Source organism: Sphingomonas sp., from assembly GCF_042095875.1.
In the GTDB taxonomy this organism is placed as follows: Bacteria; Pseudomonadota; Alphaproteobacteria; order Sphingomonadales; family Sphingomonadaceae; genus Sphingomonas.
The window spans coordinates 1-22,046 of record NZ_JBELMJ010000014.1; the positions used below are offsets into that span (position 1 = coordinate 1).

A 22,046-nucleotide genomic window follows, 5' to 3' on the forward strand; every position below is an offset into this window, starting at 1 on the left:
CGCGCCGATCCGCTGGCGCTCGCCGCGCTGCTGCCGGTCGCGGGGCATCTGGCGTTGCAGGTCGCGACGCTGGTGCCCGACAACGGTGCAGGCGCGCTCGCGCGGTTCCGCTCGAACCGGTTCGCGGGGCTGCTCATGTTCCTGGCGTGCGTGGTGGTGGGGACGCCGTTGTAGGTCTGCGGCAATCAAGAGCGGCTGGTGAACTAATTCGATCCGGCGCGTGTAGCACGGGACAAACTCCCCTCCCTGCAAGGGAGAGGTCGGGGGTGGGTCGAGGCGCGCGCCGCCGCTTCGAGGATTGCCGACATAACCCCGTCCGAATTGGCTAGCACGTCGTTGTTCCAGAAGCGGAGCACCGTCCAACCCTGCGTTTCCAAGTAGCAGGTTCGCTCCGCGTTGGTGACCAGCGTGGCGTGCTGACTGCCGTCGAGTTCGACGATGAGCTTGAGCGAGCGGCAGGCAAAATCGGCGATGTAGTGGCCGATGACGAGTTGGCGCGTGAAGCGCGGGTGGAGCGTGCGTAGGCAGTCAGCTCGGGTAGGATGCATTGCACATGGGGAAGCTTAGGACAGGGCAGCACGAGCCGCTACCCACCCCCGGCCCCTCCCTTCCAGCGAGGGGAGCTAGATCTGCATTCGGCTAATCCGTTAAGCCTCCAGCCCACACCCTAGCATCGCAGCGCCCTGCCCCCTAAGTCGCTCCGCATGCTTACCCCGGATCAAGCGCAGGAGCGCGCTCAGGATATCGTTCGTCGCGCCACTGCCGCGGGGGCCGACGCGGCCGACGCGGTGTTCGCCGCTGACGCATCGAGCGAGGTGTCGATCCGGCTCGGCAAGCTGGAGGATGTCGGCCGCTCGGAGGCGGAAGAACTGGGGCTGCGCGTCTTCGTCGGGCAGCGCTCGGCGAGCGTGTCGACCTCCGACCTGTCGTCGGCGGCGATGGATGAGCTCGCCGAGCGTGCGGTCGCGATGGCGCGCGAGGCGCCGGAGGACCAGTGGGCGGGGCTCGCACCTGCCGAGCGGTTGATGCACGGCGCGCCGCCGCTGCTCGACCTCGCCGACGACGGCGCGGTGACGCCGGCGGAGTTGCGCGAACTGGCCGCGCAGGCGGAGGAAGCCGCGCGCAGCGTGCCGGGCGTTACCAACAGCGAGGGCGGCGGCGCGGGCGCGTCGTCGGCCGTCTGGGCGCTCGCCACCAGCCACGGCTTCGCGGGCGCGTACGCGACGACCGGGTACAGCGTATCGGCGAGCGTGATCGCCGGACAGGGCGGCGGGATGCAGCGCGACTACGCGTTCCACTCGGCGCGGCACCGCGCGCGACTCGACGCGCCGCACGAGATCGGCCGGCGCGCGGGCGAGCGCGCGGTGGCGCGGCTCGACCCGTGCAAGGTGGCGAGCGGCGCGGTGCCGGTGGTGTTCGATCCGCGCGTGGGATCGAGCCTGCTGGGGCATCTGATCGGCGCGATCTCGGGCTCGGCGATCACGCGCAAGACGAGCTTCCTGCTGGACGCGCTGGGCACCGAGGTGTTCGCGCCCGGCGTGACGGTGTGCGACGATCCGCATCGCCCGCACGGGCTGCGCTCGCGCCCGTTCGACGGTGAGGGACTGCCGGTATCGCCGATGTCGATCATCGACAACGGGATGCTGGAGGCGTGGCTGCTCGACTCGGCCTCCGCGCGGCAATTGGGGCTGGCGCCGACCGGCCACGCCGCGCGCGGGGTGAACGGCGCGCCGGGCGTGACGACGAGCAACCTGTTCATGCAGGCGGGCCACGTGCCGGTGGCGACGCTGATCGCGGATATCGCGTCGGGCGTGTACGTCACCGAATTGATCGGACAGGGCGTGAACGGCGTGACGGGCGATTACAGCCGCGGCGCCGCGGGGTTCCTGATCGAGAACGGCGAGATCACGCGCCCGATTGCCGAGTTCACGATCGCGGGGAACCTGAAGGACATGTTCCGCGCGCTGGTGCCCGCGAACGACCTGGAGTTCCGGCAGGGGATCAACGTGCCGACGGTGCGCGTCGACGGCATGATGGTGGCGGGTGGCTGACGCCCCCACCGACACGAGCACGACCACCGGCGCCGACGCCCGCCACCTGCTCGCCGATGCCGTCGCCGACGCGGCGCGCGAGGCCGCGGCGATGGCGATGGCGCGCTGGCGCACCGATTTCGCGCGGACGGAGAAGAGCGACGGCAGCCCGGTGTGCGAGGTCGACTTGGACGTTGACCGGATGCTGCATGCGCGGTTGCGCGCGCTGCTGCCCGACGCCGGGTGGCTGTCGGAGGAAACGGCGGACAGCGCCGAGCGGCTGTCGGCGCGGCGGGTGTGGGTGGTCGATCCGATCGACGGCACGCGCGACTATATTCGCGGGCGCGCCGGATGGTGCGTGTCGGTCGCGCTGGTAGAGGACGGGCGCGTGGTGATCGCGGTGCTCGACGCGCCCGCGCGCGGCGAGGTGTGGCGCGCGGTCGCGGGGGGCGGTGCGACGCTCAACGGAGCGGTGCTGCGCGCGGGCAGACGCGACGCGATCACCGGCGCGCGGGTGCCTGCGGACGTGCTGCCCAGGGTTGATCGCGACCTGGTCGCGGTCGAGAAGCCCAATTCGATCGCGCTGCGGATGGCGATGGTGGCGGCGGATCGTGCCGACCTGGTCGCGACGATGCGCTGGGGCAACGAGTGGGACATCGCCGCCGCCGCGCTGGTGGCGCAGGAGGCGGGCGCGCGGGTTAGCGACGCGCTGGGTGCGCCGCTGCTGTTCAACAAGCCCCAACCGCGCGCGTTCGGCGTGCTGACCAGCACGCACGGGCTCCACGCCGCGGCGGTGGCGCGATTGGCGGAGCGGGCGAAGGCGGTGATCCGGTAGTCTTCGCGGTGCGGTTGGGTTGGCTGAGCGGCCGCTTTGCTAAGACTTGGCGTCTATCGTCTGGTCGCGGTCGCGTAGATGCGGTCAGCCTTCGTCCGAGTGTCTATTCGCGTTTCCTGGTAAATCCGATCCACACCCTTCCGTCACCCCGGACTTGATCCGCGGCCCTGCTTCTTCGCTAGAGCAGGAGAAGGCAGCGGGGTCCCGGATCAGGTCCGGGATCACGATAAAGGATCAGGTGGAAGCCGCCCTAGCCGACGATGATCGGCGGGTGGTCGCGCTCCGGTAATGAGCTGGCGGCGGTCGTGTGCTGCGCGACGTCGCGGGCGACCATCGGACGCAGGCGCACCGCCAGGCAGATGACCAATGGCCAGAACAGCGTGTTGGCGACGTCGCCGAGCGTGTCGGTCCAGCGCCACGAGCCGTAGTGGATGCGGTCGAGCAGCTCATTCGCGCCCTCTGCCGCGACCACGACCGAGAGCGGGATCAGCGTGCCGAGCGAGCGGCCGGTGACGAGCCGTGCGACGAGCAGCACGGCCAGCCCCGCGTGGACATGGAGGATGGTGTCGGGCAGGCCCGTGCCGTCGCCGACCCACACGGTGAAGTCGGTCCACAGCTTCGCCAGGTCCACGCGGATGCGCGCCTTATTTCTGGCAGGCGACGATCGTGGCGATCACCGACAAAGTGTCGTGCGGGTCGCGGACGCGGACGGTGTCGAGCCCGAGTTCCTTTGCCGGGTAATCGTTGCCGCCCGGGAAGATCGCATCGCCGATGAACATCATCTTGTCGAGCGCGATGCCGCTCTCGTCGCGCAGGCGCTTCAGGCCGTACGCCTTGTCGACGCCCTTCTGCGTGATGTCGATCGAGGTCGCGCCGCCCATGTTGATCGACAGCTCGGGCAGGCGCTTCTTCAGGTCCGCCTGGATCACCTTGCGCTTGGCGAAGTCGGGGTCCCACTTTTCCTTGGCCTCGACCGGCGCCTGCTGGCCGAGCGCGGAGAAGGTGATCTGTGAGCCGCGATCCTCGATCCGCTCGCCCCAGGTCTGCTCGGGCTTGAACCCGGTTTGATGGAGCGACGCGTCGAAGGCCTCGATGATCTTCTTCTTGGTCTCGTCCTCGAACAGCTCGGCGTAGACCGCCTTCCACGCGCCCGACTGGTGCGTGTAGAGCTTGGTGCCGGTGGTCGGCATCAGCCACAGCCGCGACAGGTCGGCGCGCGCGGGCAGGCGGCTCGCCACCTGCTTGTCGAACTGCGGCCAGTCGCCGCCCGAGATCACCGCGACGTGCGCGACCTGGAGCAGGTCGGCCATCGCCTCGGCCATGTCCTCCTTCATCGCCTGCTTGCTCTCGGCGAGCGTTCCGTCGAGGTCGAAGGCGACGAGTTCTTTCACTTGGATGTCTCCAGGCTGGGGAGGATGATCGTTTCGATGGCGTGCGCTACGCCATCCGCGTCGTTGTCGCGAGTGACATTGTGCGCCGCCGCCTTCACCTCGTCGGGCGCGTTGCCCATCGCGATCGGCAGCCCGGCGCGGGTGAGCATCGGCAGGTCGTTGCGCTGGTCGCCGATCACCGCGGTGTCGGCGAGGTCGACGCCGTTCGACCGGGCAAGCGCTGCGACGCCGTCGCCCTTGTTCGCTTCCAGCGCGGTGACGTCGAGGTAATAGGCCTGCGACTGCGCGATCGTCGCCTGCTCGCCGTAGCGGCCGTGCGTCTGCTCGTAGAGCGCGCGCAGCCGGTCCTCGTCGTCGCTGACGAAGGTGATCTTGTCCGCGCGCGCCAGCAGGTCGTCGAAGTCGGGGCGGACAACGGGTTCCTGGTTCGAGCTGACGCGCTCGCTCGCGGTATGCGGCCCCTCACCGTCGGTCGCGAACCACTGGTCGTCGGCGAAGACCCAGGTGTCGACCTGCGCGTCCGCCGCCATGTCGATCACCCCGCGCGCGACATTCTCCGCGATTGTGTGCCGGCTGACGACCGTGCCGTCGCGGCGGAAGATGACGCCGCCGTTGAACGCGCCGACATCCTCGTCGAGTTCGAGCGGTTCGAGCAGCGGCTGGACCCCCGACATCGGCCGCGCGCTGATGACGGTGAAGGCGATGCCAGCGTCGCGCAGCCGCTGCACCGCGGCAATCGTGCCGTCGGTCAGCTTCTTGTCCGCATCGACGAGCGTGCCGTCGACGTCGGAGACCACGAGGCGGATCGCGACCGCCTTCCTGTCTGCGTCGGCCATTACTGCGGCATCTCGACGTGCCCGCCGAAGCCGAAGCGCATCGCGGAGAGCACCTTGTCGCCGAACGTGTGGTCCACGCGGCTGCGATAACGCGCAAACAAGGCGGCGCTGAGTACGTTGAGCGGCACCGCTTCCTCCATCGCGGCGTCGATCGTCCAGCGACCCTCACCCGAATCGGCGACGTGGCCCGAGAAGCCTTCGAGCTTGCCGTCCTTGGCGAGCGCCAGCGCGGTCAGGTCGAGCAGCCAGGACGAGATCACGCTACCGCGGCGCCATACCTCGGCGATGTCGGTGAGGTTGAGGTCGTAGCGCTGATCCTCCGGCAGCTTGTCCGACGCCTTGCCCTTCAGCACGTCGAACCCCTCGGCATAGGCCTGCATCAGCCCGTACTCGATGCCGTTATGGACCATCTTGACGAAATGGCCGGCGCCCGCGGGACCGGCGTGGATATAGCCGTTCTCCGCGCGCGGGTCGGTCGCGTCGTCCAGCCGCCCATCGGTGCGCTCGATCGAACCGAGACCGGGTGCGAGCGTCGCGAAGATCGGGTCGAGCTGGCGCACGATCTCGTCCGGACCACCGATCATCATGCAATAGCCGCGCTCGCGACCCCAGACGCCGCCCGAGGTGCCGACGTCGACGTAGTGGACGCCCTTGCCGGCCAGCGCCTTCGCGCGGCGGATGTCGTCCTTGTAGAAGGTGTTGCCGCCGTCGATGACGATCTCGCCCTCGCCCGCGCCCTTGGCAATCGAGTCGATCACGCCGTCGGTGATCTCGCCGGCGGGGACCATCACCCACCAGACGACGGGCGAGCCCGCCTTGGCGCGCGCGTCGTCGATCGAGGTCGCGGCTTCGGCTCCCGCCTCGACCAGCTTCGCGACCGCGTCCTCGTCACGGTCGAAGGCGACGATCTCGTGCCCCTTGTCCATCAACCGGCGCGCCATGTTGCCACCCATTCGGCCGAGGCCGATCATCACCATCTTCATACAGCGCTCCTGACTTTACCCCGCCCAAAGCGGCAGCGTCGGCAAGGTTCCGCGGGCGGGCGGTCGGGCGTGGCGAAGGGTGGCGCGGTGTCGGCGGCGCGAAAGGTGAGGCGAAGGTGAGGCCAACGCGCGTCGTGGCGGGCCGTCCGATCGCTGGAAGGTGAGGCTAAGGTGAGGCCAATACGCGTTGTGGCGGGCAGGCCGATCGCCGGAAGGTGAGGCTAAGGTGAGGCTAAGGTGAGGCCTATACGCGTCGTGGCGGCGGGCGCTGGCGGCGGTGCGCGCGAGGAGTCGACGGTGTGAAAGAGCGGGCGCCGGGGCGCGTCGTGGGGCGTAGCGTGGGAAGCTCGTGTAGGACAGCGTGGGGGTGGGTCGGTTCTTCGAGGCTGGTTGGTCGTCGGAGGATGGATGGATGCTGAAACGAGTTCAGCATGACGGCGCTTGATGGGAGCTGGGTTGCTTCAGCCGTCGCCCCGGACTTGATCCGGGGTCCCGCTTTCTGGCGAGCTATGAGAAGGTAGCGGGATCCCGGGTCGAGCCCGGGATGACGGTGGGGCGGGGTGGCGTCAGCGCTTCACCGAGGCGGAGAAGGGGCGCGCGCGGCGGTCGGTGGCCCATTTGTAGTTCGGCTCGGCCGCCATCGCGAAGCGGAGCTCGCCGCCCGCCATGATCTCGTCGTGGGTCAGGTAGCTGCGCTCCAGCGCACGACCGTTGAGCGTCACCGCGCCGATATACGGGCGCGACTGGCCGACATTGTCGGCGACCATTGTGAAGCGCTTGCCGTTCGGCAGGGTGAGCGCGGCGCGGCGGACGAACGGGCGCCCGATCGCGTATTCCAGGCTGCCCGGCGTCACCGGATAGAAGCCGAGCGCGGTGAAGACGAGCCAGGCGGACATCTGCCCCAGATCGTCGTTGCCGGCGAGCCCGTCGGGCGCCGGCTTGTACTGCGAATTGACGATCTGCGTCAGGCGGTACTGCGTGCGCCACGGCTGGCCGGCGTGGTCGTAGAGGTAGGCGACGTGGTGGCTCGGCTCGTTGCCGTGGATGTACTGACCAATCAGCCCGGCGATATCTTCCGCGTGGGAGTAATCGAGCTTGGAATTGTCGTAGTCGAACATCCGGTCGAGCTTGGTCACTGCGGCCTCGTCGCCGCCCATCGCCTCGAACAGCGCGGCCTGATCCTGCGGCACGAACCAGGAATATTGCCACGCATTTCCCTCGGTATAGTCGGAGCCGTAATTGATCGCGGTGGGATCGAACGGTTCGCGGAAACTGCCGTCGGCGAGGCGCGCGCGGACGAAGCCGGTCTTGGAATCGAAGGTGTTGCGCCAGTAGCCCGAGCGCGCGTCGAACCAGGTGGCGACGTCGTCGCGCCCCATCGCGCGCGCCATCTGCGCGATCGTCCAGTCGTCATAGGCGTACTCGACCGTCTTCGACGCCGCCTCTGGCTCGCGGTCGATCGGCACGTAATGGAGCACGGGCAGGTCGGCGAGCCCGCCATAGGGCGCGTAGGTCGCGCTGCGGATCATCGCGGCGAGCGCCTCCGTCGCGTCGAAGCCGCGGATACCCTTCAGATACGCGTCGGCGATGACGGGGACCGAATGATAGCCGATCATCGTCCACGTCTCGCGCCCCTGGAACTGCCACACGGGAAGGATGCCGTCGGGCGAGTAGCGCTGGCTGGCGATGAGCGAGCGGATGATCTGCGAATTGACCTCGGCGGGCTGGACGAGCGTCAGGAGCGGATGCTCGGCGCGGAACGTGTCCCACAGCGAGAAGGTCGAGCGCTGCGTGTATCCTTCCGCGCGGTGGACCTGGTTGTCGGGGCCGCGCCAGCGCCCGTCGACGTCGCTCGTCACCGACGGCGCGATGAGGCTGTGGTAGAGCGCGGTCATCACGTTCTTGCGCATCGACGCGTCGCCGTCGACGTCGAGCACGCCGAGCGCCTGGCGCCACGCCGCGGTCGTGGCCTTGCGCACCGCGTCGAAGCCGCCGCTCTCGCCCTTGAGGTTGGCAACCGCGCCGTCCTCGTCGACGCTGGAGATCGCGACGGTGACCTCCAGCGGCTCGCCGAGCTTGCCGAAGTCGAACCGTGCGACGATCGCGCGCCCTGCCCGGTCCACCACGCGGTCGCTGCCGCGGCCGGGTCCCTGGAATCCCTTGTAGGTCACGTCCGCCTCGGTGCTGACGAAGGCGTGGCTGGTGATCGGACGCGAGAAGCGCATCGCGAAGAAGAGCTTGCGGTCGGGCGCCCAACCGCGCGTCTGGCGGCTGCCGGTGATCGTGCCGTCGGGGCGCAGCCGGATCGAGGACCAGAGCGTCTTGCCGGGGTAATTGTAGAGGCTGGATCGCAGGTCGAGGATCAGGTGCGCCTCGTCGCCGCTGCGAAAGGTGTAGCGGTGGACGCCGACGCGCGTGCCCGCGGTCAGCTCGGCACGGACGCGCGCGTCGTCGAGCTGGACCGAGTAATAGCCGGGCGTCGCCTGCTCGTTCCGATGGCTGAATCGCGAGCGGTAGCCCGAGCCGGGCTGTTTCGGGTCGCCCGGCTCCAGCTTGACCGCGTCGGCCGCACCGGTCGCGGGCATCAGCAGGAAGTCGCCGAGGTCGCTGTGCCCCGCGCCCGAGAAATGCGTGTGCGAGAAACCCTGGATCGTCGGGTCCTCGTAGCGGTAGCCCGCGGCGTGCGGGTAGCAGTCGCGCAACACGCAGGTGGTGTCGGTGTCGGGCGACAATTGCACCATGCCGAACGGCGCCACCGCGCCCGGAAAGGTGTGCCCCTGCCCGCCGGTGCCGATGAACGGATCGACCGACGCCAGTGGGTCGGCCTCGCGCTGCGCCGCCACCGGCGTGGCGAGCGGCGTCGTCAGCGAGAGGGCGAGGATGGCGGACAGGCAGCGGCGGGCGAGCGTCATGGCGCGCACTCTGCCCCGCCGCACGCGAGCGCGAAAGGGCCTCCTGCGCGGGCGTGAAGGTGTCGCGGCGCCAACCGACGGGTTTGTGCGAAACACGCACCCCGGTCGGCGCGTTGGGTGGATCAATCAGCACGAGTAGAGCCACGATGACCGACCCCAGCCGCCCGATGCGCCTAGGCTTCCCCGTCAAGGTGATGGGCAAGCCCGGCTTCAAGAGCAACGACACGCGGCGGTGGCAGAAGGACCCGCACCTCAAATGCTCGCTGGAGGAGGTGTCGAAGATCCTCGACTATCTCGCCAAGGAGAAGCTCGACATGTACCGGCTGTCGTCGGACCTCGCGCCATACGCGACGCACCCCGACATGCCGCAATTCCACAACATGGTGGCGGAGAGCGACGCGGAGCTCGCCGCGTTCGGCAAGAAGGCGCGCGAACTCGACATCCGGCTGTCGTTCCACCCGTCGCAATATGTGCTGCTCAACAGCCCCGACGCGGCGCTGACGGAGAAGAGCATCTGGGACCTGTCGAGCCAGGCGGAGATGCTCGACCGCATGGGGCTGGACGACGAGGCGGTGATGATCACGCACGTCGGCGGCGTGTACGACGACCATGACGCGAGCCGCGCGCGCTGGATCGAGGGATGGGAGAAATGCCCCGAGCACGTCCAGCGGCGGTTGGTGCTGGAGAATGACGATATCCGCTTCTCCGCCGCCGACGCCTTGTGGATCCACGAGCGGACGGGCGTGCGCCTGGTGTTCGACTACCAGCATTTCTGGTGCCTGAACCCCGAGCGGCTCGACATGCGCGCGACGTTCGAGCAGTTCCTGGCGACCTGGCCCGAGGGCGTGCGCCCGAAGATGCACTTCTCGTCTCCGCGGACCGAGATGCGCGAGGTGAAGCAGAAGATCACCGCGAAGCAGCGCGCGAGCGGCAGGACGACCAAGAAGGGCGAGCTGACCAAGGCGCCGGTCAAGGCCAACGCGCGCGTGAAGACGGTGCTGCGCCCGCCGATCTGGACCGGCCACGCCGATTTCACCAACCCGTTCGAGTTCGCGACCTTCATGCGGATGGCGGAAGGGCTCGTCTTCGACGTGATGATGGAGGGCAAGTCGAAGGACGTCAGCCTGTTGAAGCTGCGCCCCGACCTGCTGCGCTTCGCCCCCGACGTGGCGGCGCGGTTCGGCATCTATCCCGAGGACGCCGACGCGCTGGCGGCGGACGAGGCGGAGCTGGAAGGCGGCGTCGACGCGGAGGATACGCCCGACGTCGACGAGGGCGACGGCGAAGGTGGGAGCGGGGCGATGCTGGAGGCGGCGGAGTAAGCCGCCTCTCGGCTGGCGGCGGCGGAGTAGTCCGCCTCTGGGCTGGAGGCGGCGGAATAGCCCGCCTCCGGCGCGCTGGCGGCGGCGGCGTGACCCGTCGCTCGCGCGCTTACTCCGCGGCCTCGCGCACGCTGACCTCGGCGCCGACTTCCTCGGCGAACCATTCCGCGGTCATCGGCAGCCCTTCGCGCAACGAAACGCGCGGCGACCAGCCGAGCAGGCCCTGCGCGCGCGCGATGTCGGGGCGGCGGCGGCGCGGGTCGTCCTGCGGCAGAGGGGCGTTGACGACCTTGCCGGTGGTGGGGACGAGTTCGAGCACCATGTCCAGCAGCTCGTTGATGGTGAATTCGTCGGGGTTGCCGATGTTGACCGGCTCCAGCCCGTCGATCTCGCTCTCCATCAGCGCGATCAGCCCGCGCACCATGTCGGACACGTAGCAGAAGCTGCGCGTCTGCGTGCCATCGCCGTAGACGGTGATGTCGCGGCCCGTCAGCGCCTGGCAGATGAGGTTGGAGACCACGCGGCCGTCGTCGGGGTGCATGTGCGGGCCGTAGGTGTTGAAGATGCGCGCGACGCGCACCTGCGCGCGCCCCAGCCGCGCGAAGTCGAACGTCATCGCCTCCGCGGCGCGCTTGCCCTCGTCGTAGCAGGCGCGCGGGCCGGTGCAGCTGACCCAGCCGCGATAGCCCTCGACCTGCGGGTGGACTTCCGGGTCGCCGTAGACCTCGCTGGTGGAGGTGAGCAGGAAGCGCGCGCCGGTACGCTCCGCCAGCCGCAGCAGGTGGTTGGTGCCCACCACGTTGGTCAGCATCGTGTGCTCGGGGTCCGCCTGATACTGCGGCGGCGAGGCGGCGCAGGCGCAATTGTAGATGCGCGTGAGGTTCGCGGCCTCGGTCACGCTGGCGGGCAGCGCGTTGACGATATCGCCCTCGACGAAGGTGAAGTTGGGCAGGTCCTCCAGCAGCTTCAGGTTCGACGGCCGCGCGGTCTGGAGGTTGTCGAGGCAGATGACGCGGTGGCCGGCGTCGCTCAGCGCGCGGCACAGGTGCGATCCGATGAAGCCCGCGCCGCCGGCGATCAGGATGGTGTCCATGTTGTTCTCCCTCATGCCGGGACGCGCTTTCTGTCGCGCGCGTGCTCGGCGGCTTCGTGCAGGTGGCGCTCGAGCTCCTCGGCCCGGTGCGCGGCGGTGTGTTCGGCGAGCACGCGGGCGCGCCCGGCCTGCCCGATCTGGTCGAGGTCGCGGCGCGCCAGCGCGGCGAGCATGTCGGCGCAGGTGTCGACCAGCAGGATTTCGCGCCCGTCGCCCAGTATCTCGGTCAACCCGTCCCAGCGGTCGGAGATGATCGGCGTGCCGCACGCCGCCGCCTCGAAGATGCGGACCGAGGGCGACCAGCCGGCGGCGATCATGTCGGCGCGCGTCACGTTCAAGGTCGCGCGGCTCGCGCTGTAGAAGGCGGCGTGCTCGGCCGGAGGCAAATGCTCGATCCGCTCGACGTTGTCGGGCCACGCGATCGTGTCGGGATATTGCGGCCCCGCGACCGCGAAGCGGCGGTTGGGCGCGGCGCGCGCGACGTAGAGCAGCAGCCGCTCGAGCGTCGGCTGGCGATCGTCGCTGTAGGTGCCGAGATAGGTCAGGTCCCACTTCTTCGCCGCGCCGGTCGGCACGTAGGCATGCGCATCGACCGAGCAGTAGAGCGCGCGCGCCATCGGAGAGCCGTAATGGTCCTCCAGGTGGCGCAGCGTCGGACCGCCGGTGAACGACAGATAGACATCGTAACCGGAGATGACCGCGGGCGAGAGATACTCGAAATCGCCGCGCTCGAGCTTGGCGAGCGTGACGGGGGTGTCGATGTCGTAGAAGGCGGTGGTGCCCTCCGCCCAATCCTGCACGAGCTGGCCGACCGCGACGCCGTCGGGAACGTAGCTGCCGACGATCACCGCGTCGGCGGCGGCGATCTCGTCGCGCCACTCGGCCAAATGGTCCAGGTCGGAATAATAATCGAGGCGGCACCAGTCGGGGTCGACCAGGTCGCGGTGCGCGCCCGCGTACCACGGCACCTCGCGTTCGAGGAACACGATTTCGTGCCCGCGCGCGGCGAACGCCTTCAGGAGCGCGCGGAAAGTGGTGGCGTGGCCGTTGCCCCAGGACGAGCCGAGGCTGAGGCCGAGGACGACGAGCTTCATGCCGCGGTCACCTCGCGCGCGGCGTGGACCTTGAACAGCGCGTCGACCTGCTCCCCACGCAGATCATAGGTGTGTTCGGCGAGCACGCGTTTGAGCGCCGCCTGCCCGATCGCCGCGGCGCGCTCGGTGGTGAGCGCGGAGAGGTGGTCGGCGACGTCCTGCCCGTCGCGCGCGACCAGCACTTCCTCGTCGGGCTTTAGGAACAGCTCGATCCCCTCCCACGCGTCGGTGATGAGGCAGGCGGCGGCGCCCGCGGCCTCGAACACGCGGGTGGCGGGCGAGAAGCCGATGTGCGCCATCGAGTCGCGCGCGACGTTCAGCACCGCGCGCGGCGTGCAGTTGAACGCGTTGTGCTCGGCGGTGAAGACGTGGCCGCGGTGGCGGACGTTGCCGGGCATCGCCTTCGTCTCCCAGCCGTTGCCGCCGATCAGGAACTGCTGCTCGGGCAGGAGCGACGCGGGGCGGAGGAAGAACTCCTCCACGCGCGCCTCGCGGTCGGGCAGGCGGTTGCCGAGGAACGCGAGGTCGCAGGCGAAGCGCGGGTCCGGCTCGACGGGGTGGTGCGTCTGCGGGTCGAGCGCGTTATAGACCGGCACGCAGTCCTTCGCGCCGAAGCCGGTGTACGCGTCGACGACGGGCGCGCCGCCGCCGTAGGTCAGCACCATGTCGAGCCCGGGCAGCGCGGCACGTACGGGATGGCTCTGGTCGGCGCGCATCTCGTCGAGCGTTGCGGCGGCGTCGACGTCCCAGAAGATCTTGAGCGCGCGCGGGTTCGCATGGGCGATCACGCCTTCGAGCAGCTCGCGGTCGAACACGCCGACGCCGTTCGCCTTGACGACGATGTCGGCCGCCGCCGCCTCGGCCAGCACGCCGCGCATCGCCTCCTCGGTCGCGGGGTAGACGACGACCTTGGCATATTCGGGCGGGTCGATGTCGCGGTGCTGCTGCCGGTCGAACGCGTCGGGTTCGTAGAAGGTGATGTCGTAGCCGCGCTCGCCCAGCGCGCGCAGGATCCCGCGATAATAAGTGGCCGCGCCGTTCCAATAGGACGACAGCAGGCTCGATCCGTAGAAAGCGATCTTCATGCGGCAACTCCCACGCCGGTGTCGGTGCCCAGCGTGTCCAGGATGGTCATCAGTTCGTCGACGCGGTGCGCGCAGGTGTGGCGGGCATTGATCGTCTCCAGCCCGGAGGCGATCAGCGAGGCGCGCAGATCGGCGTCGTCGCGAATTTGGCGCAGCACGTCCGCCATCTGCTCGCCGTCGCGGGCGTAGAGGAAGTCCTGTCCGGGGCGGAACAGCCCCTCGGCATCGTCCCACGGTGCGCTGGCGAGCGGGATGCCGCAGGCGAGCGCCTCGAACACGCGGATCGTCGGGATGCCGGGCAGGATCGTGCGATAGTAATTGCGCGGGACGTGGACGGTCGCGCGCGCGCGCGCGAATATTTCGGGCGCGCGGGCGTTGGGCGCCCAGCCGTGATAGCGCGCGCCGTAGCGGGCGAGCATCGCGCGCGCCTCGTCCGGGTAGCGCACTCCGTAGATGTCGAGCGGCAGCTGCGCGGCCTGTGCGGGGCGGAGCAGGTAATCCTCGATCTCGCGCGTGCGCTCGCCGTCGCCCCAATTGCCGATCCACACGACGCCCTCGTGGCGGTCGCTGTCCAGCGGCTTGAAACGGCGCGTGTCGGCGGCCTCGTGCCACGTCCAGACGCGCTTGCCCCAGCCGCGCGCGCGATACTGCTCGGACAAGGTCTCGCCGAACGCGAGCACCCCGTCGTAGCCCGACAGGTCGTAGGCATCCATCTCGTGGGGCAAGCTGACGATGCGGTGGTGGGTGTCGTGGAACAGCAGTGTCCAGGGGGCACCCGCCTTGCGCAGGCGGCCGACCTCGGCGACGACGTCGTGCGCGTTCCACTCGTGGACGATCACCAGGTCGGCACCGTCGACCATCCGCGCGACGTCGTCATCTGCGCCGTAGCTGCGCGACGACAGTTCGGGATAGGACGCGCGATAGGGCGCGAGCGCGTCCTCGCCGCCGTCGGCGAGGAGGTTCTGCAGGCTCCAGCTGTCCGCCGGCTCCCACGCCTGCACGTCGTGGCCGCACGCGATCAGCTCCGACAGCACGCCGCGGACGAAATGCGCGTTGCCGTGGTTCCAGCACGAGGCAAGGCTGTGGGTGAAGTAGACGACCTTCATGCCGCGGCCCGGCGCTGCGGCGCGCACGCCTGCGCGTAGACGTCCGCCATGCCGCGCGCGTTGGCGGCGGGGGTGTAGCGCGCGGCGCGCGCGCGCGCGCGCTCGCCCGCCTCGCTCCGCCCGACCGGATCGGCGGCGAGCGCGTCGATCGCGAGCGCGAACGCGGCGTCGTCACCGGGTGCGACGAAGCGCGCCGCGCCGTCCCACAATTCACGGAAGGTCGGAATGTCGGACAGCACCAGCGCGCAGCCCGCCGAGGCGGCCTCGAGCACCGCGAGCCCGAACGGCTCGTAGCGCGCGGCCGAGGCGAAGATCGGGCGGGCGGAAAGGTGATCGGCGACGCTCTCGTCCGACAGCGCGCCGAGCGTGTCGAGCTGCGCGAAGGTGACCTGCTCGCCGTGGGGGCCGGCGAGCGGTCCGGCGGCCCTGACGGACGAGCGCGCGCGCGCGGCGGCGCGGTCGAGCGTGGCGACGTCCTTGCCGCGGTCCCACAGGCGGCCGGCGGTGAAGGCATAGTCGGCTAGCGCGCCGGTGCTCGGTATCGCGGTTCGGCCGTTGTGGACGACCCGCGGGCGGCGCGGCAGCGCGTAGACGCGCTGTATCGTGTCGGCGAGCGCGGCGGAGGGGCAGACGGCCACGTCGGCGCGCGCGAGGCCGTCGCCGGTCAGTGCCGCCTGCCACGCGAGATCGGCGGGGAGCGGCCCCTGCTCGACCGCGTCCCACCACGACGCGACGCAGGAATGCGCGACCGCGACGACCGGCATCGCGTAGTCGGCGAGCGCGAAGGCGGGCTGGTTGAGCTGCACCACGTCGGCGCCGTGCAGCGCGGCGGCGCGCGCGACCGCGGCGGCGGTGCGGCGTACGTCTGCGGCATCCTGCGCTAGCCAGTCGAGCGGCAGGCCCATCTCGGTGTACGTGACCCCGAGCGCGGCGGCGCGTTCACGCTGCGCGGGCGACAGCGCGGGGCCGATCAGCGCGAGGTGCGCGTCGACGCCGAGGGGGCTAAGCGCGGCGGCGAGTTCGAGCGCGTACTGCCACACGCCGCCGACCGCGTCCGCCGTCATCAGCAGGCGCAAGCTCACGCGGCGACCTCGAGTGCGGCATGCTCCTTGCGCAACCAGTCGGCGAGGCGGGCGACGCCGTCGCGCCAGTCGGTCCGGCGCTCGAGGCCGAGCGCTTCTTCCGCCGCGCGCGTGTCGGCGACGAAGTAGCGCTGGTCGCCCGCGCGCCAGTTGTCGTGGCGCACGTCGACCGCGCGGCCGGTCACCCGGGCGATATGGTCGAGCAGCAGGCGCAGGCTGACCGCATTGTCCGGCCCGCCGCCCAGGTTGAACGCGCGGCCCGAGATGTCGTCGATCCGCCGCCATGCCGCGAGATAGGCGTCGACCGCGTCCGACACGTCGAGGATGTCGCGCACCTGACAGCCGTCGCCGTAGAGCGTGATCGGGCGGCCCTTCAGCGCGCTGATCAGGAAATGCGCGACCCAGCCCTGATCCTCGGTGCCCATCTGGCGCTGGCCGTAGATGCAGCTCATCCGCATCACCGCGGTCCTGAGCCCGTAGCTGCGCGCGTAGTCGAGCACGTACTGGTCGGCCGCGCCCTTCGACACGCCGTAGGGGGTGTGGAAGTCGAGCGGGCGTGCCTCGGAGATGCCGTGCGCGCGCACCTCCGCGTCGACCGGCACGTAGCGGTCGCCCTCCAGCGCGAAGTCGAGGTCGGTCAGGTCGCCGTAGACCTTGTTGGTCGAGGCGAAGATGACGGGCGCCTCGGGCGCGTGCTGGCGCACCGCCTCCAGGACGTTGAGGGTGCCGGCGATGTTGGTCGCGAAATCGTCCATCGGGTCGGCGAGGCTGGTGGTGACCGCCACCTGCGCGGCGAAGTGGAACACCGCCGACGCGCCCTTCACCGCTTCCTGCACCCGGTCGGCGTCGCGCACGTCGGCCTCGACGAAGCGGACGCGATTGCCGTGGCGGCTGCGCAGCCAGTCGAGGTTGCGCCGCACGCCCGCGCGCGCGAGCGCGTCGTACACGATCACGTCGTGCCCGGTGTCGGCGAGGCGATAGGCGAGGTTCGCCCCGATGAACCCCGCGCCGCCGGTGACGAGAACCGGACCCTCTGAGATCGGCCCGGAGCTTTCCTCCGGCTCCGGCATCACGCGACCAGCCCGCGCTTGTCGAGCTCGGCGCGCATGGTCTCGACCTTGTCCTCGGCGGTCTGCTGCGCGACCCACTCGGCGAGCACGGCGAGCCCGGCCTGGAAGTCCTGGGTCGCCTCGAAGCCGAGCTGCTCCTTCGCCACCGTGGTGTCGCAGAAGCAGTGGCGGATGTCGCCGATCCGCGCCTTGCCGACGACCTGCGGCGAGATGTCGTTCTTGCCCATCGCCTGCGCCAGCTCGGTCGCGACCTCGCGCACCGAGCGATGGTGGCCCGAGCCGATGTTGAACGTGCCGCCCGCCGCCTGCGGCAGGGTGAGCGAATCGGCGAAGGCGCGCGCGACGTCGGAGACGTGGACGAAATCGCGGCGCTGCTCGCCATCCTCGAAGATCATCGGCTGCTGCCCGTTGAGCAGCCGCGAGGCGAAGATCGCGAGCACGCCGGTGTACGGGTTCGACAGCGCCTGGCCCGGACCGTAGACGTTGAACAGGCGCAGGCAGACGCCCTCCATCCCGTAGGGCGCGGCCATGATGTGCGTGGTGCGCTCCTGCACGTATTTGTTGAGCGCGTAGATCGAGGACAGGTTGGGGCGCTTCCACTCGGGCGTCGCGATCGCCTCCAGCGGGCGACCCTCGCCGTCGACTGGCTCCCAGTTGGTCAAACCGTCGCGCAGGCCCTTGCGCTCCGCGTCCTGCACGAGGTTGCCGTCGGCGTCGCGGTACAACCCCTCGCCGTAGATCGACATCGACGAGGCGGTCACGACGCGGCGCACGGGATTGTCGATCAGCTTCTCGAACAGCACCGCGGTGCCGACGTCGTTGGTCGAGGTGTAGCGCTCGACCTCGTACATCGACTGGCCGACGCCGACCTCGGCCGCGAGGTGGACGACGCTGTCGACGCCCTTCAGCGCCTTTGCCACCACATCGCCGTTGCGCACGTCGCCGCGGATCAGCTCGACCTCGTCGTTGAGGAGCGGCGGACGATCCACGTCGCCGTGCACCTGCTCGATCAAACTGTCGAGCACGCGCACCTTGTTGCCGCGCTCGAGCAGTTCGTCGGCGACGAAACGCCCGATGAAGCCCGCGCCACCCGTAATCAGAACCGTTTCCATCTTTCCCACCCCGCATTCGGTCGATGGGCGAAGCAGCATTGATCTGGATCAATGACAAAGCACGGCCATCGACGCCATGACATGAGGAGAACATCTTCTACTTAGCTTTGTTCCGCAAGTCGTTCCGGTGTCGTAATTTGCTCGGGGCCCGGTTGCCGCTCCGGCCGCGGCGTGGTTGAGCGATCGGCATGACCCGCACCATCCTGCTCGCGCGCCACGGCATCAACGCCGAGGTCGGCCACGTCCTGAGCGGCCGCTCCGAGATTGCGCTCGCCAACGAAGGGCGCGCGCAGGCCGAGCGGCTGGCGGTGTGGCTCAACCGTATCCGGCTGTCCTCGATCCACACCAGCCCGCGCGCGCGGACGCGGCAGACCGCGGCGCCCGCCGCCGCGCGCGCCGGGCTGGTGCCGGTGGTCGCGCCCGCGCTGGACGAGATCGACTTCGGCGCGTTCACCGGTCGCGACTTCGCCTCGCTCGACGCGGACGCGGACTGGCAGCGCTGGAACGCCGAGCGCGACACCGCGCGCTGCACGGGGGGCGAGACGATGGGCGAGGCGGTGGAGCGCGCGTGGCGCTACATTCACGCGATCCCCGCCGGCGACGCGCCCGCATTGTGCGTGACGCACTGCGACGTGATCCGCGGGCTGGTGGCGCGGCTGCTCGGCGTGTCGTTCACGCGCATCTACGCGTTCAACTGCGATCCCGGATCGGTCACGACGCTGGAGCTGGGTGCCTCGAGTACCAGGCTCGTCGCGCTCAACGAGCGGCCATGAGCCCTGCCCCGTTCGCGCGCGCCGGCGTGGCGACCGGCACCGGACGCATGTCGGCGTAGCTCTTCTCCTCGATCAGGTCGGAGCCCATCACCTCGTTGATCGCGCGCTTGATCGCCGCGCGCTCGTCGTTGCGGTGGTAGACCGCGCGCGCGAGGCCGATGAACTCGGCGCCGAACGTGCCTGCCGCCTCCTGCTCGCGGATCGCGTCCTCGATCTCCCACAGATCCTCGTTGACCGCCTTGAGCGTGGCGAACAGCGGGGCGACCCCGTCGCTGCGCAGCGCCATGTCGCCGAACTCGCTCAGCAGCCGGTGCTCGTTCATCACGTTGGCGCGCGCGTCGGGGCGCACGATCCGCTCGCGCTTGATCTCGAGGATGCTGATCTTGTCGAGCAGCTCGCCCCAGGAGACGGGAACGGTTGGGCTAATGCGGGAGGCCATGCGCTGCTTTCCTGTGGGGTGCTTGGAAGTCGGATAGGTCGCGCGCGATCGCGGCGACCACGCTCGCCCAGTCGCCCGCGCGCGGTTGCGCGTAGAGGCGCATCGTCGGGTACCAGGGCGTGTCGCGCGCGCCGGGGGTCCAGCGCCAGTCGGGCTCCGCCTTGAGCATCAGCCACGTCGGGCGGCCGAGCGCGCCCGCGAGATGCGCGATCATCGTGTCGACGGTGACGACCAGCGCGCAGGCCGCGACAAGCGAGGCGGTGGCTTGGATGTCGAACGGGCAGCCTGCGGGGTTGAGGACCGCGAGCTCGGTCGGCTCGGCAACGAGCGACAGGCAGCGGGCGCCGTCGCACAAGGGCGCGAGGAGCGTGGGCGGCACGCGACGGTCGTGATCCCAGTCGCCGGAGGAATAGCACAGGCCGATCGTGCCCGCGGGCAGCGCCGCCGGGCTCGCGCGCAGGTACGGTGCGCCTGCGTCGGCGGGCGTCGCGCGCAGCGCCTGCGGCAGCTCGGTGATCTCGAGGTCGCAGGCGAATGGCTTGGCGGGCGCGGCGTGATCGAAGGCGATCAGCCGGTCGACGCCGGGGATCGTCGCCAGCAGATCGTGCAGCCGCGCGGGCGCCTCCACCGTCACCGAGCGCGCGCGTTTGCTAAGCAGCGGGAGAAAGCGCGCGAACTGGATCGTGTCGCCCAGCCCGTGGTAGCAGCGCACCAGCACGTCCTCGCCGTCGAACGCGCGGCCGTCCCACACCCAGCGGCGGTAATAGTCGACGCTCGGATCGTCGCGCTCGGCGGGGTCACGCGCGGCGATCACCGCGTCGCCGATCGCGAACGCCGCGGCATAGTCGCCGCGGCGCATCGCGGCGGTCCACGCGTCGACCGGGACGGGATCGGCAGCATCTACCATCCCGGTGCAAATCCCCGGCGGGCGGCCGTTGTTCCATCGTTGCGGAGGCGTAATGCAGCTTTGTTGCTGGCGCTCCGGAACGGCACTGTGGCAGGATCGTTGGCCGACCGATTGCGAAGGGGGACGAATGAGCGAGACCGAGGAACGCGCGGGCACGCGCGAGGCGTTGCGGCAAGAGGTGGCGGCGCTGGCGCCGTGGTTCCACAACATCGACCTGGGCGGCGGGTTCCACACCGCGCCCGAGCATTTCCTGGGCGATTACCCCGCTTTCAAGTTCGCGATGTTCCGCGACTGCGTGCCCGACGACCTGACCGGCAAGACCGTGCTCGACATCGGGTGCAACGCGGGCTTCTACTCGATGGAGATGAAGCGGCGCGGCGCGACACGCGTCGTCGGGATCGATTCGGACGAGCGCTACCTGGCGCAGGCGCGGGTCGCAGCGCGCGCGCTGGGATTCCAGGACTCGGTCGAGTTCCGTAATCTGTCGGTCTACGACGTCGCGAAGCTCGGCGAGCGGTTCGACCTCGTGATCTTCATGGGCGTGCTCTACCACCTGCGCCACCCGCTGCTCGCGCTCGACCTGATCCGCGAGCATGTCGCGCGCGACCTGATGCTGTTCCAGACGATGCAGCAGGGATCGACCGAGGTGGCCGAGGTGCCCGAGGACCACCCTTTCTTCCTGCCCGACAGCTACACGCCGCCGCCGTATTTCGACGAGCCGGGCTACCCGAAGATGCACTTCATCGAGCGAAAGTTCGCGGGCGACTGGACCAATTGGTGGGCGCCCAACCGCGCCGGCTCGATGGCGATGCTGCGCGCCGCCGGCTTCGCGGTCGTCGAGAGCCCGCAGGACGACGTCTTCCTTTGCCGCGTCACCGACGTGCCTTATGCGAGCCACGGACCGGCCGCGGTATACCCGGCCAAGGGCGACAAGAACGACATGGGGGTGAACACGTGATCGAAGCGGCGATGATCTGGAACGAGCCGAACAACAAGTCGCACTGGGACCCGGAGGTCGACCCCGACTGGTCGAAGTTCGCCGACACGGTAAGCCGCACCGGAGCCGCGATTCACGCGGTCAACCCGGACGTGACGCGCGTGCTGGGCGGCATGTCGCCGATCGACCCAATGTGGGTGCGGCGACTGGAGGGGCACGGCTGTCTGGACGCAGTCGACGTGCTGGCGGTGCACGGCTTCCCGCTCGACTGGAATTTGTGGTCGATCCACGAATGGCCGAACAAGATCGCCGAGATCGAGGCGGTTACGACCAAGCCCGTCTGGGTGACCGAGGTGGGCGTCGGCTCGTTCGGCGCGGAGGAGGTGCAGGTATTCGGGGTCGAGAAGACCGCCGAGCTACTGATCGGCCGCGTGCCGCGCATCTACTGGTATTCGCTGTTCGACCTGCCGCAGGAATGGGGTGCGACGACGCGCCACCGCGAGGCGGAAGGGTCGAGCTACTACCGCCATTTCTACATGGGGCTGATCCGCGCCGACGGGACGCCCAAGCCGTCGCTCGACAGCTACGCCAAGGTCGCGAGCGAGATGGGGCTGATGCAGTGGTTCCACTACCACGATCCCAGACTGGACGACGCGGTCGCGTGGATGAAGCGGCTGGGCACCACCAAGCTGCGCACCGGGCTGTCCTGGGCCGACAGCTTCCGCCCCGACGCGATCGGCTGGTTCGACCGGCAGATGGAGGCGTTGCAGGATTTCGACACCACCGTCACCTTCTGCTTCACGCCCGAGCATCTCGGCATCCAGCCGCACCACACCAGTGCCGCGCGCGAGCCGCAGGCGTTCGCCGACTTCTGCGCGCAGATGATCGAGCGCTACGCACCCAAGGTGGCGGCGCCGAAGGCGGAGACGGTCGCGGCGTGATCGCATCCTGGTCGTCCCGGACTTGATCCGGTACCCCGCTTCCTCCGCGACCGGGCGGAGGCAGCGGACCCCCGGATCAAGTCCGGGGTGACGAGGCG

At 69.7% G+C, this 22,046-nt stretch carries 21 protein-coding genes and 1 pseudogene; 7 read left to right on the forward strand and 15 right to left on the reverse strand.

The window, feature by feature from the left end:
* Window positions 1-174, forward strand: a pseudogene (locus tag ACFDS6_RS06920) (4-hydroxybenzoate octaprenyltransferase); the annotation flags it as partial.
* A gap of 29 nt (window positions 175-203) precedes the next feature.
* Here the strand turns inward: ACFDS6_RS06920 and ACFDS6_RS06925 are convergent.
* The gene (locus tag ACFDS6_RS06925; RefSeq protein ID WP_375271394.1) at window positions 204-548 is read right to left on the reverse strand and encodes a DUF559 domain-containing protein; all 345 of its coding nucleotides are present in this window, start codon (window positions 546-548) and stop codon (window positions 204-206) included.
* A 156-nt stretch (window positions 549-704) separates the two neighbouring features.
* Between ACFDS6_RS06925 and ACFDS6_RS06930 the strand changes: the two genes are divergently transcribed.
* Both ACFDS6_RS06930 and ACFDS6_RS06935 read left to right on the forward strand, forming a co-directional pair.
* Complete coding sequence (locus tag ACFDS6_RS06930; RefSeq protein ID WP_375271395.1) at window positions 705-2,051, forward strand: TldD/PmbA family protein; 1,347 nt, start codon at window positions 705-707, stop codon at window positions 2,049-2,051.
* Entirely contained in the window at window positions 2,044-2,865 is an 822-nt protein-coding gene (locus ACFDS6_RS06935; RefSeq protein WP_375271396.1) for a 3'(2'),5'-bisphosphate nucleotidase CysQ, read from the forward strand. Before ACFDS6_RS06930 ends, ACFDS6_RS06935 begins: the two co-directional genes overlap by 8 nt.
* A gap of 250 nt (window positions 2,866-3,115) precedes the next feature.
* Here ACFDS6_RS06935 and ACFDS6_RS06940 read toward each other — a convergent pair whose 3' ends face one another.
* The 5 genes from ACFDS6_RS06940 to ACFDS6_RS06960 all read right to left on the reverse strand — a co-directional run bounded on the left by ACFDS6_RS06940 (window position 3,116) and on the right by ACFDS6_RS06960 (window position 8,987).
* Window positions 3,116-3,496, reverse strand: a complete 381-nt coding sequence (locus ACFDS6_RS06940; protein WP_375271397.1) for a hypothetical protein — start codon at window positions 3,494-3,496, stop codon at window positions 3,116-3,118.
* Window positions 3,497-3,509: 13 nt separating this feature from the next.
* Complete coding sequence (locus tag ACFDS6_RS06945; RefSeq protein WP_375271398.1) at window positions 3,510-4,256, reverse strand: HAD-IIB family hydrolase; 747 nt, start codon at window positions 4,254-4,256, stop codon at window positions 3,510-3,512.
* Complete coding sequence (locus ACFDS6_RS06950) at window positions 4,253-5,092, reverse strand: Cof-type HAD-IIB family hydrolase (protein WP_375271399.1); 840 nt, start codon at window positions 5,090-5,092, stop codon at window positions 4,253-4,255. The genes ACFDS6_RS06945 and ACFDS6_RS06950 overlap by 4 nt, the downstream gene beginning before the upstream one ends.
* The gene (gnd, locus tag ACFDS6_RS06955; RefSeq protein WP_375271400.1) at window positions 5,092-6,075 is read right to left on the reverse strand and encodes a phosphogluconate dehydrogenase (NAD(+)-dependent, decarboxylating); all 984 of its coding nucleotides are present in this window, start codon (window positions 6,073-6,075) and stop codon (window positions 5,092-5,094) included. Before gnd ends, ACFDS6_RS06950 begins: the two co-directional genes overlap by 1 nt.
* 566 nt (window positions 6,076-6,641) lie before the next feature.
* Entirely contained in the window at window positions 6,642-8,987 is a 2,346-nt protein-coding gene (locus ACFDS6_RS06960; RefSeq protein WP_375271401.1) for a GH92 family glycosyl hydrolase, read from the reverse strand.
* 146 nt (window positions 8,988-9,133) lie between these two features.
* Here ACFDS6_RS06960 and uvsE point away from each other — a divergent pair, with 146 nt between their 5' ends.
* A complete protein-coding gene (gene uvsE / locus ACFDS6_RS06965) occupies window positions 9,134-10,309 on the forward strand; it encodes a UV DNA damage repair endonuclease UvsE (protein WP_375271402.1) in 1,176 nt (391 codons plus the stop codon).
* 109 nt (window positions 10,310-10,418) lie between these two features.
* On the opposite strand, the gene ACFDS6_RS06970 is transcribed toward uvsE, so the two are convergent.
* Genes ACFDS6_RS06970 through ACFDS6_RS07000 form a run of 7 tightly spaced genes read right to left on the reverse strand, consistent with a single transcriptional unit; the run spans window position 10,419 to window position 17,951 of the window.
* Window positions 10,419-11,402, reverse strand: a complete 984-nt coding sequence (locus ACFDS6_RS06970; protein ID WP_375271403.1) for a UDP-glucuronic acid decarboxylase family protein — start codon at window positions 11,400-11,402, stop codon at window positions 10,419-10,421.
* Window positions 11,403-11,413: 11 nt separating this feature from the next.
* Window positions 11,414-12,496: a glycosyltransferase gene (locus tag ACFDS6_RS06975; protein ID WP_375271404.1), complete on the reverse strand. Its 1,083-nt coding sequence runs from the start codon at window positions 12,494-12,496 to the stop codon at window positions 11,414-11,416.
* The gene (locus ACFDS6_RS06980) at window positions 12,493-13,581 is read right to left on the reverse strand and encodes a glycosyltransferase (protein ID WP_375271405.1); all 1,089 of its coding nucleotides are present in this window, start codon (window positions 13,579-13,581) and stop codon (window positions 12,493-12,495) included. Before ACFDS6_RS06980 ends, ACFDS6_RS06975 begins: the two co-directional genes overlap by 4 nt.
* Entirely contained in the window at window positions 13,578-14,714 is a 1,137-nt protein-coding gene (locus tag ACFDS6_RS06985) for a glycosyltransferase (protein ID WP_375271406.1), read from the reverse strand. The genes ACFDS6_RS06980 and ACFDS6_RS06985 overlap by 4 nt, the downstream gene beginning before the upstream one ends.
* On the reverse strand, window positions 14,684-15,769 hold the full coding sequence (locus ACFDS6_RS06990) for a glycosyltransferase family 4 protein (RefSeq protein ID WP_375271407.1): 1,086 nt from the start codon (window positions 15,767-15,769) through the stop codon (window positions 14,684-14,686). Before ACFDS6_RS06990 ends, ACFDS6_RS06985 begins: the two co-directional genes overlap by 31 nt.
* Window positions 15,766-16,839 (reverse strand): SDR family NAD(P)-dependent oxidoreductase, encoded by a 1,074-nt coding sequence (locus tag ACFDS6_RS06995; RefSeq protein WP_375271463.1) that lies wholly within the window; start codon window positions 16,837-16,839, stop codon window positions 15,766-15,768. The genes ACFDS6_RS06990 and ACFDS6_RS06995 overlap by 4 nt, the downstream gene beginning before the upstream one ends.
* On the reverse strand, window positions 16,839-17,951 hold the full coding sequence (locus tag ACFDS6_RS07000) for an NAD-dependent epimerase/dehydratase family protein (RefSeq protein WP_375271408.1): 1,113 nt from the start codon (window positions 17,949-17,951) through the stop codon (window positions 16,839-16,841). Before ACFDS6_RS07000 ends, ACFDS6_RS06995 begins: the two co-directional genes overlap by 1 nt.
* A gap of 188 nt (window positions 17,952-18,139) precedes the next feature.
* Here ACFDS6_RS07000 and ACFDS6_RS07005 point away from each other — a divergent pair, with 188 nt between their 5' ends.
* Window positions 18,140-18,724 (forward strand): histidine phosphatase family protein, encoded by a 585-nt coding sequence (locus tag ACFDS6_RS07005; RefSeq protein ID WP_375271409.1) that lies wholly within the window; start codon window positions 18,140-18,142, stop codon window positions 18,722-18,724.
* Here the strand turns inward: ACFDS6_RS07005 and ACFDS6_RS07010 are convergent.
* Window positions 18,708-19,163 (reverse strand): DUF6165 family protein, encoded by a 456-nt coding sequence (locus ACFDS6_RS07010; protein ID WP_375271410.1) that lies wholly within the window; start codon window positions 19,161-19,163, stop codon window positions 18,708-18,710. The genes ACFDS6_RS07005 and ACFDS6_RS07010 overlap by 17 nt on opposite strands.
* The gene (locus ACFDS6_RS07015; protein WP_375271411.1) at window positions 19,147-20,070 is read right to left on the reverse strand and encodes a glycosyltransferase family 9 protein; all 924 of its coding nucleotides are present in this window, start codon (window positions 20,068-20,070) and stop codon (window positions 19,147-19,149) included. Before ACFDS6_RS07015 ends, ACFDS6_RS07010 begins: the two co-directional genes overlap by 17 nt.
* 127 nt (window positions 20,071-20,197) lie before the next feature.
* Here ACFDS6_RS07015 and ACFDS6_RS07020 point away from each other — a divergent pair, with 127 nt between their 5' ends.
* Both ACFDS6_RS07020 and ACFDS6_RS07025 read left to right on the forward strand, forming a co-directional pair.
* Window positions 20,198-21,028 carry a TIGR04290 family methyltransferase gene (locus tag ACFDS6_RS07020; RefSeq protein WP_375271412.1) on the forward strand — a complete coding sequence of 277 codons (831 nt, stop codon included), beginning with the start codon at window positions 20,198-20,200 and terminating at the stop codon, window positions 21,026-21,028.
* On the forward strand, window positions 21,025-21,948 hold the full coding sequence (locus ACFDS6_RS07025) for a glycosyl hydrolase (protein ID WP_375271414.1): 924 nt from the start codon (window positions 21,025-21,027) through the stop codon (window positions 21,946-21,948). Before ACFDS6_RS07020 ends, ACFDS6_RS07025 begins: the two co-directional genes overlap by 4 nt.
* Window positions 21,949-22,046: the final 98 nt, after the last annotated feature.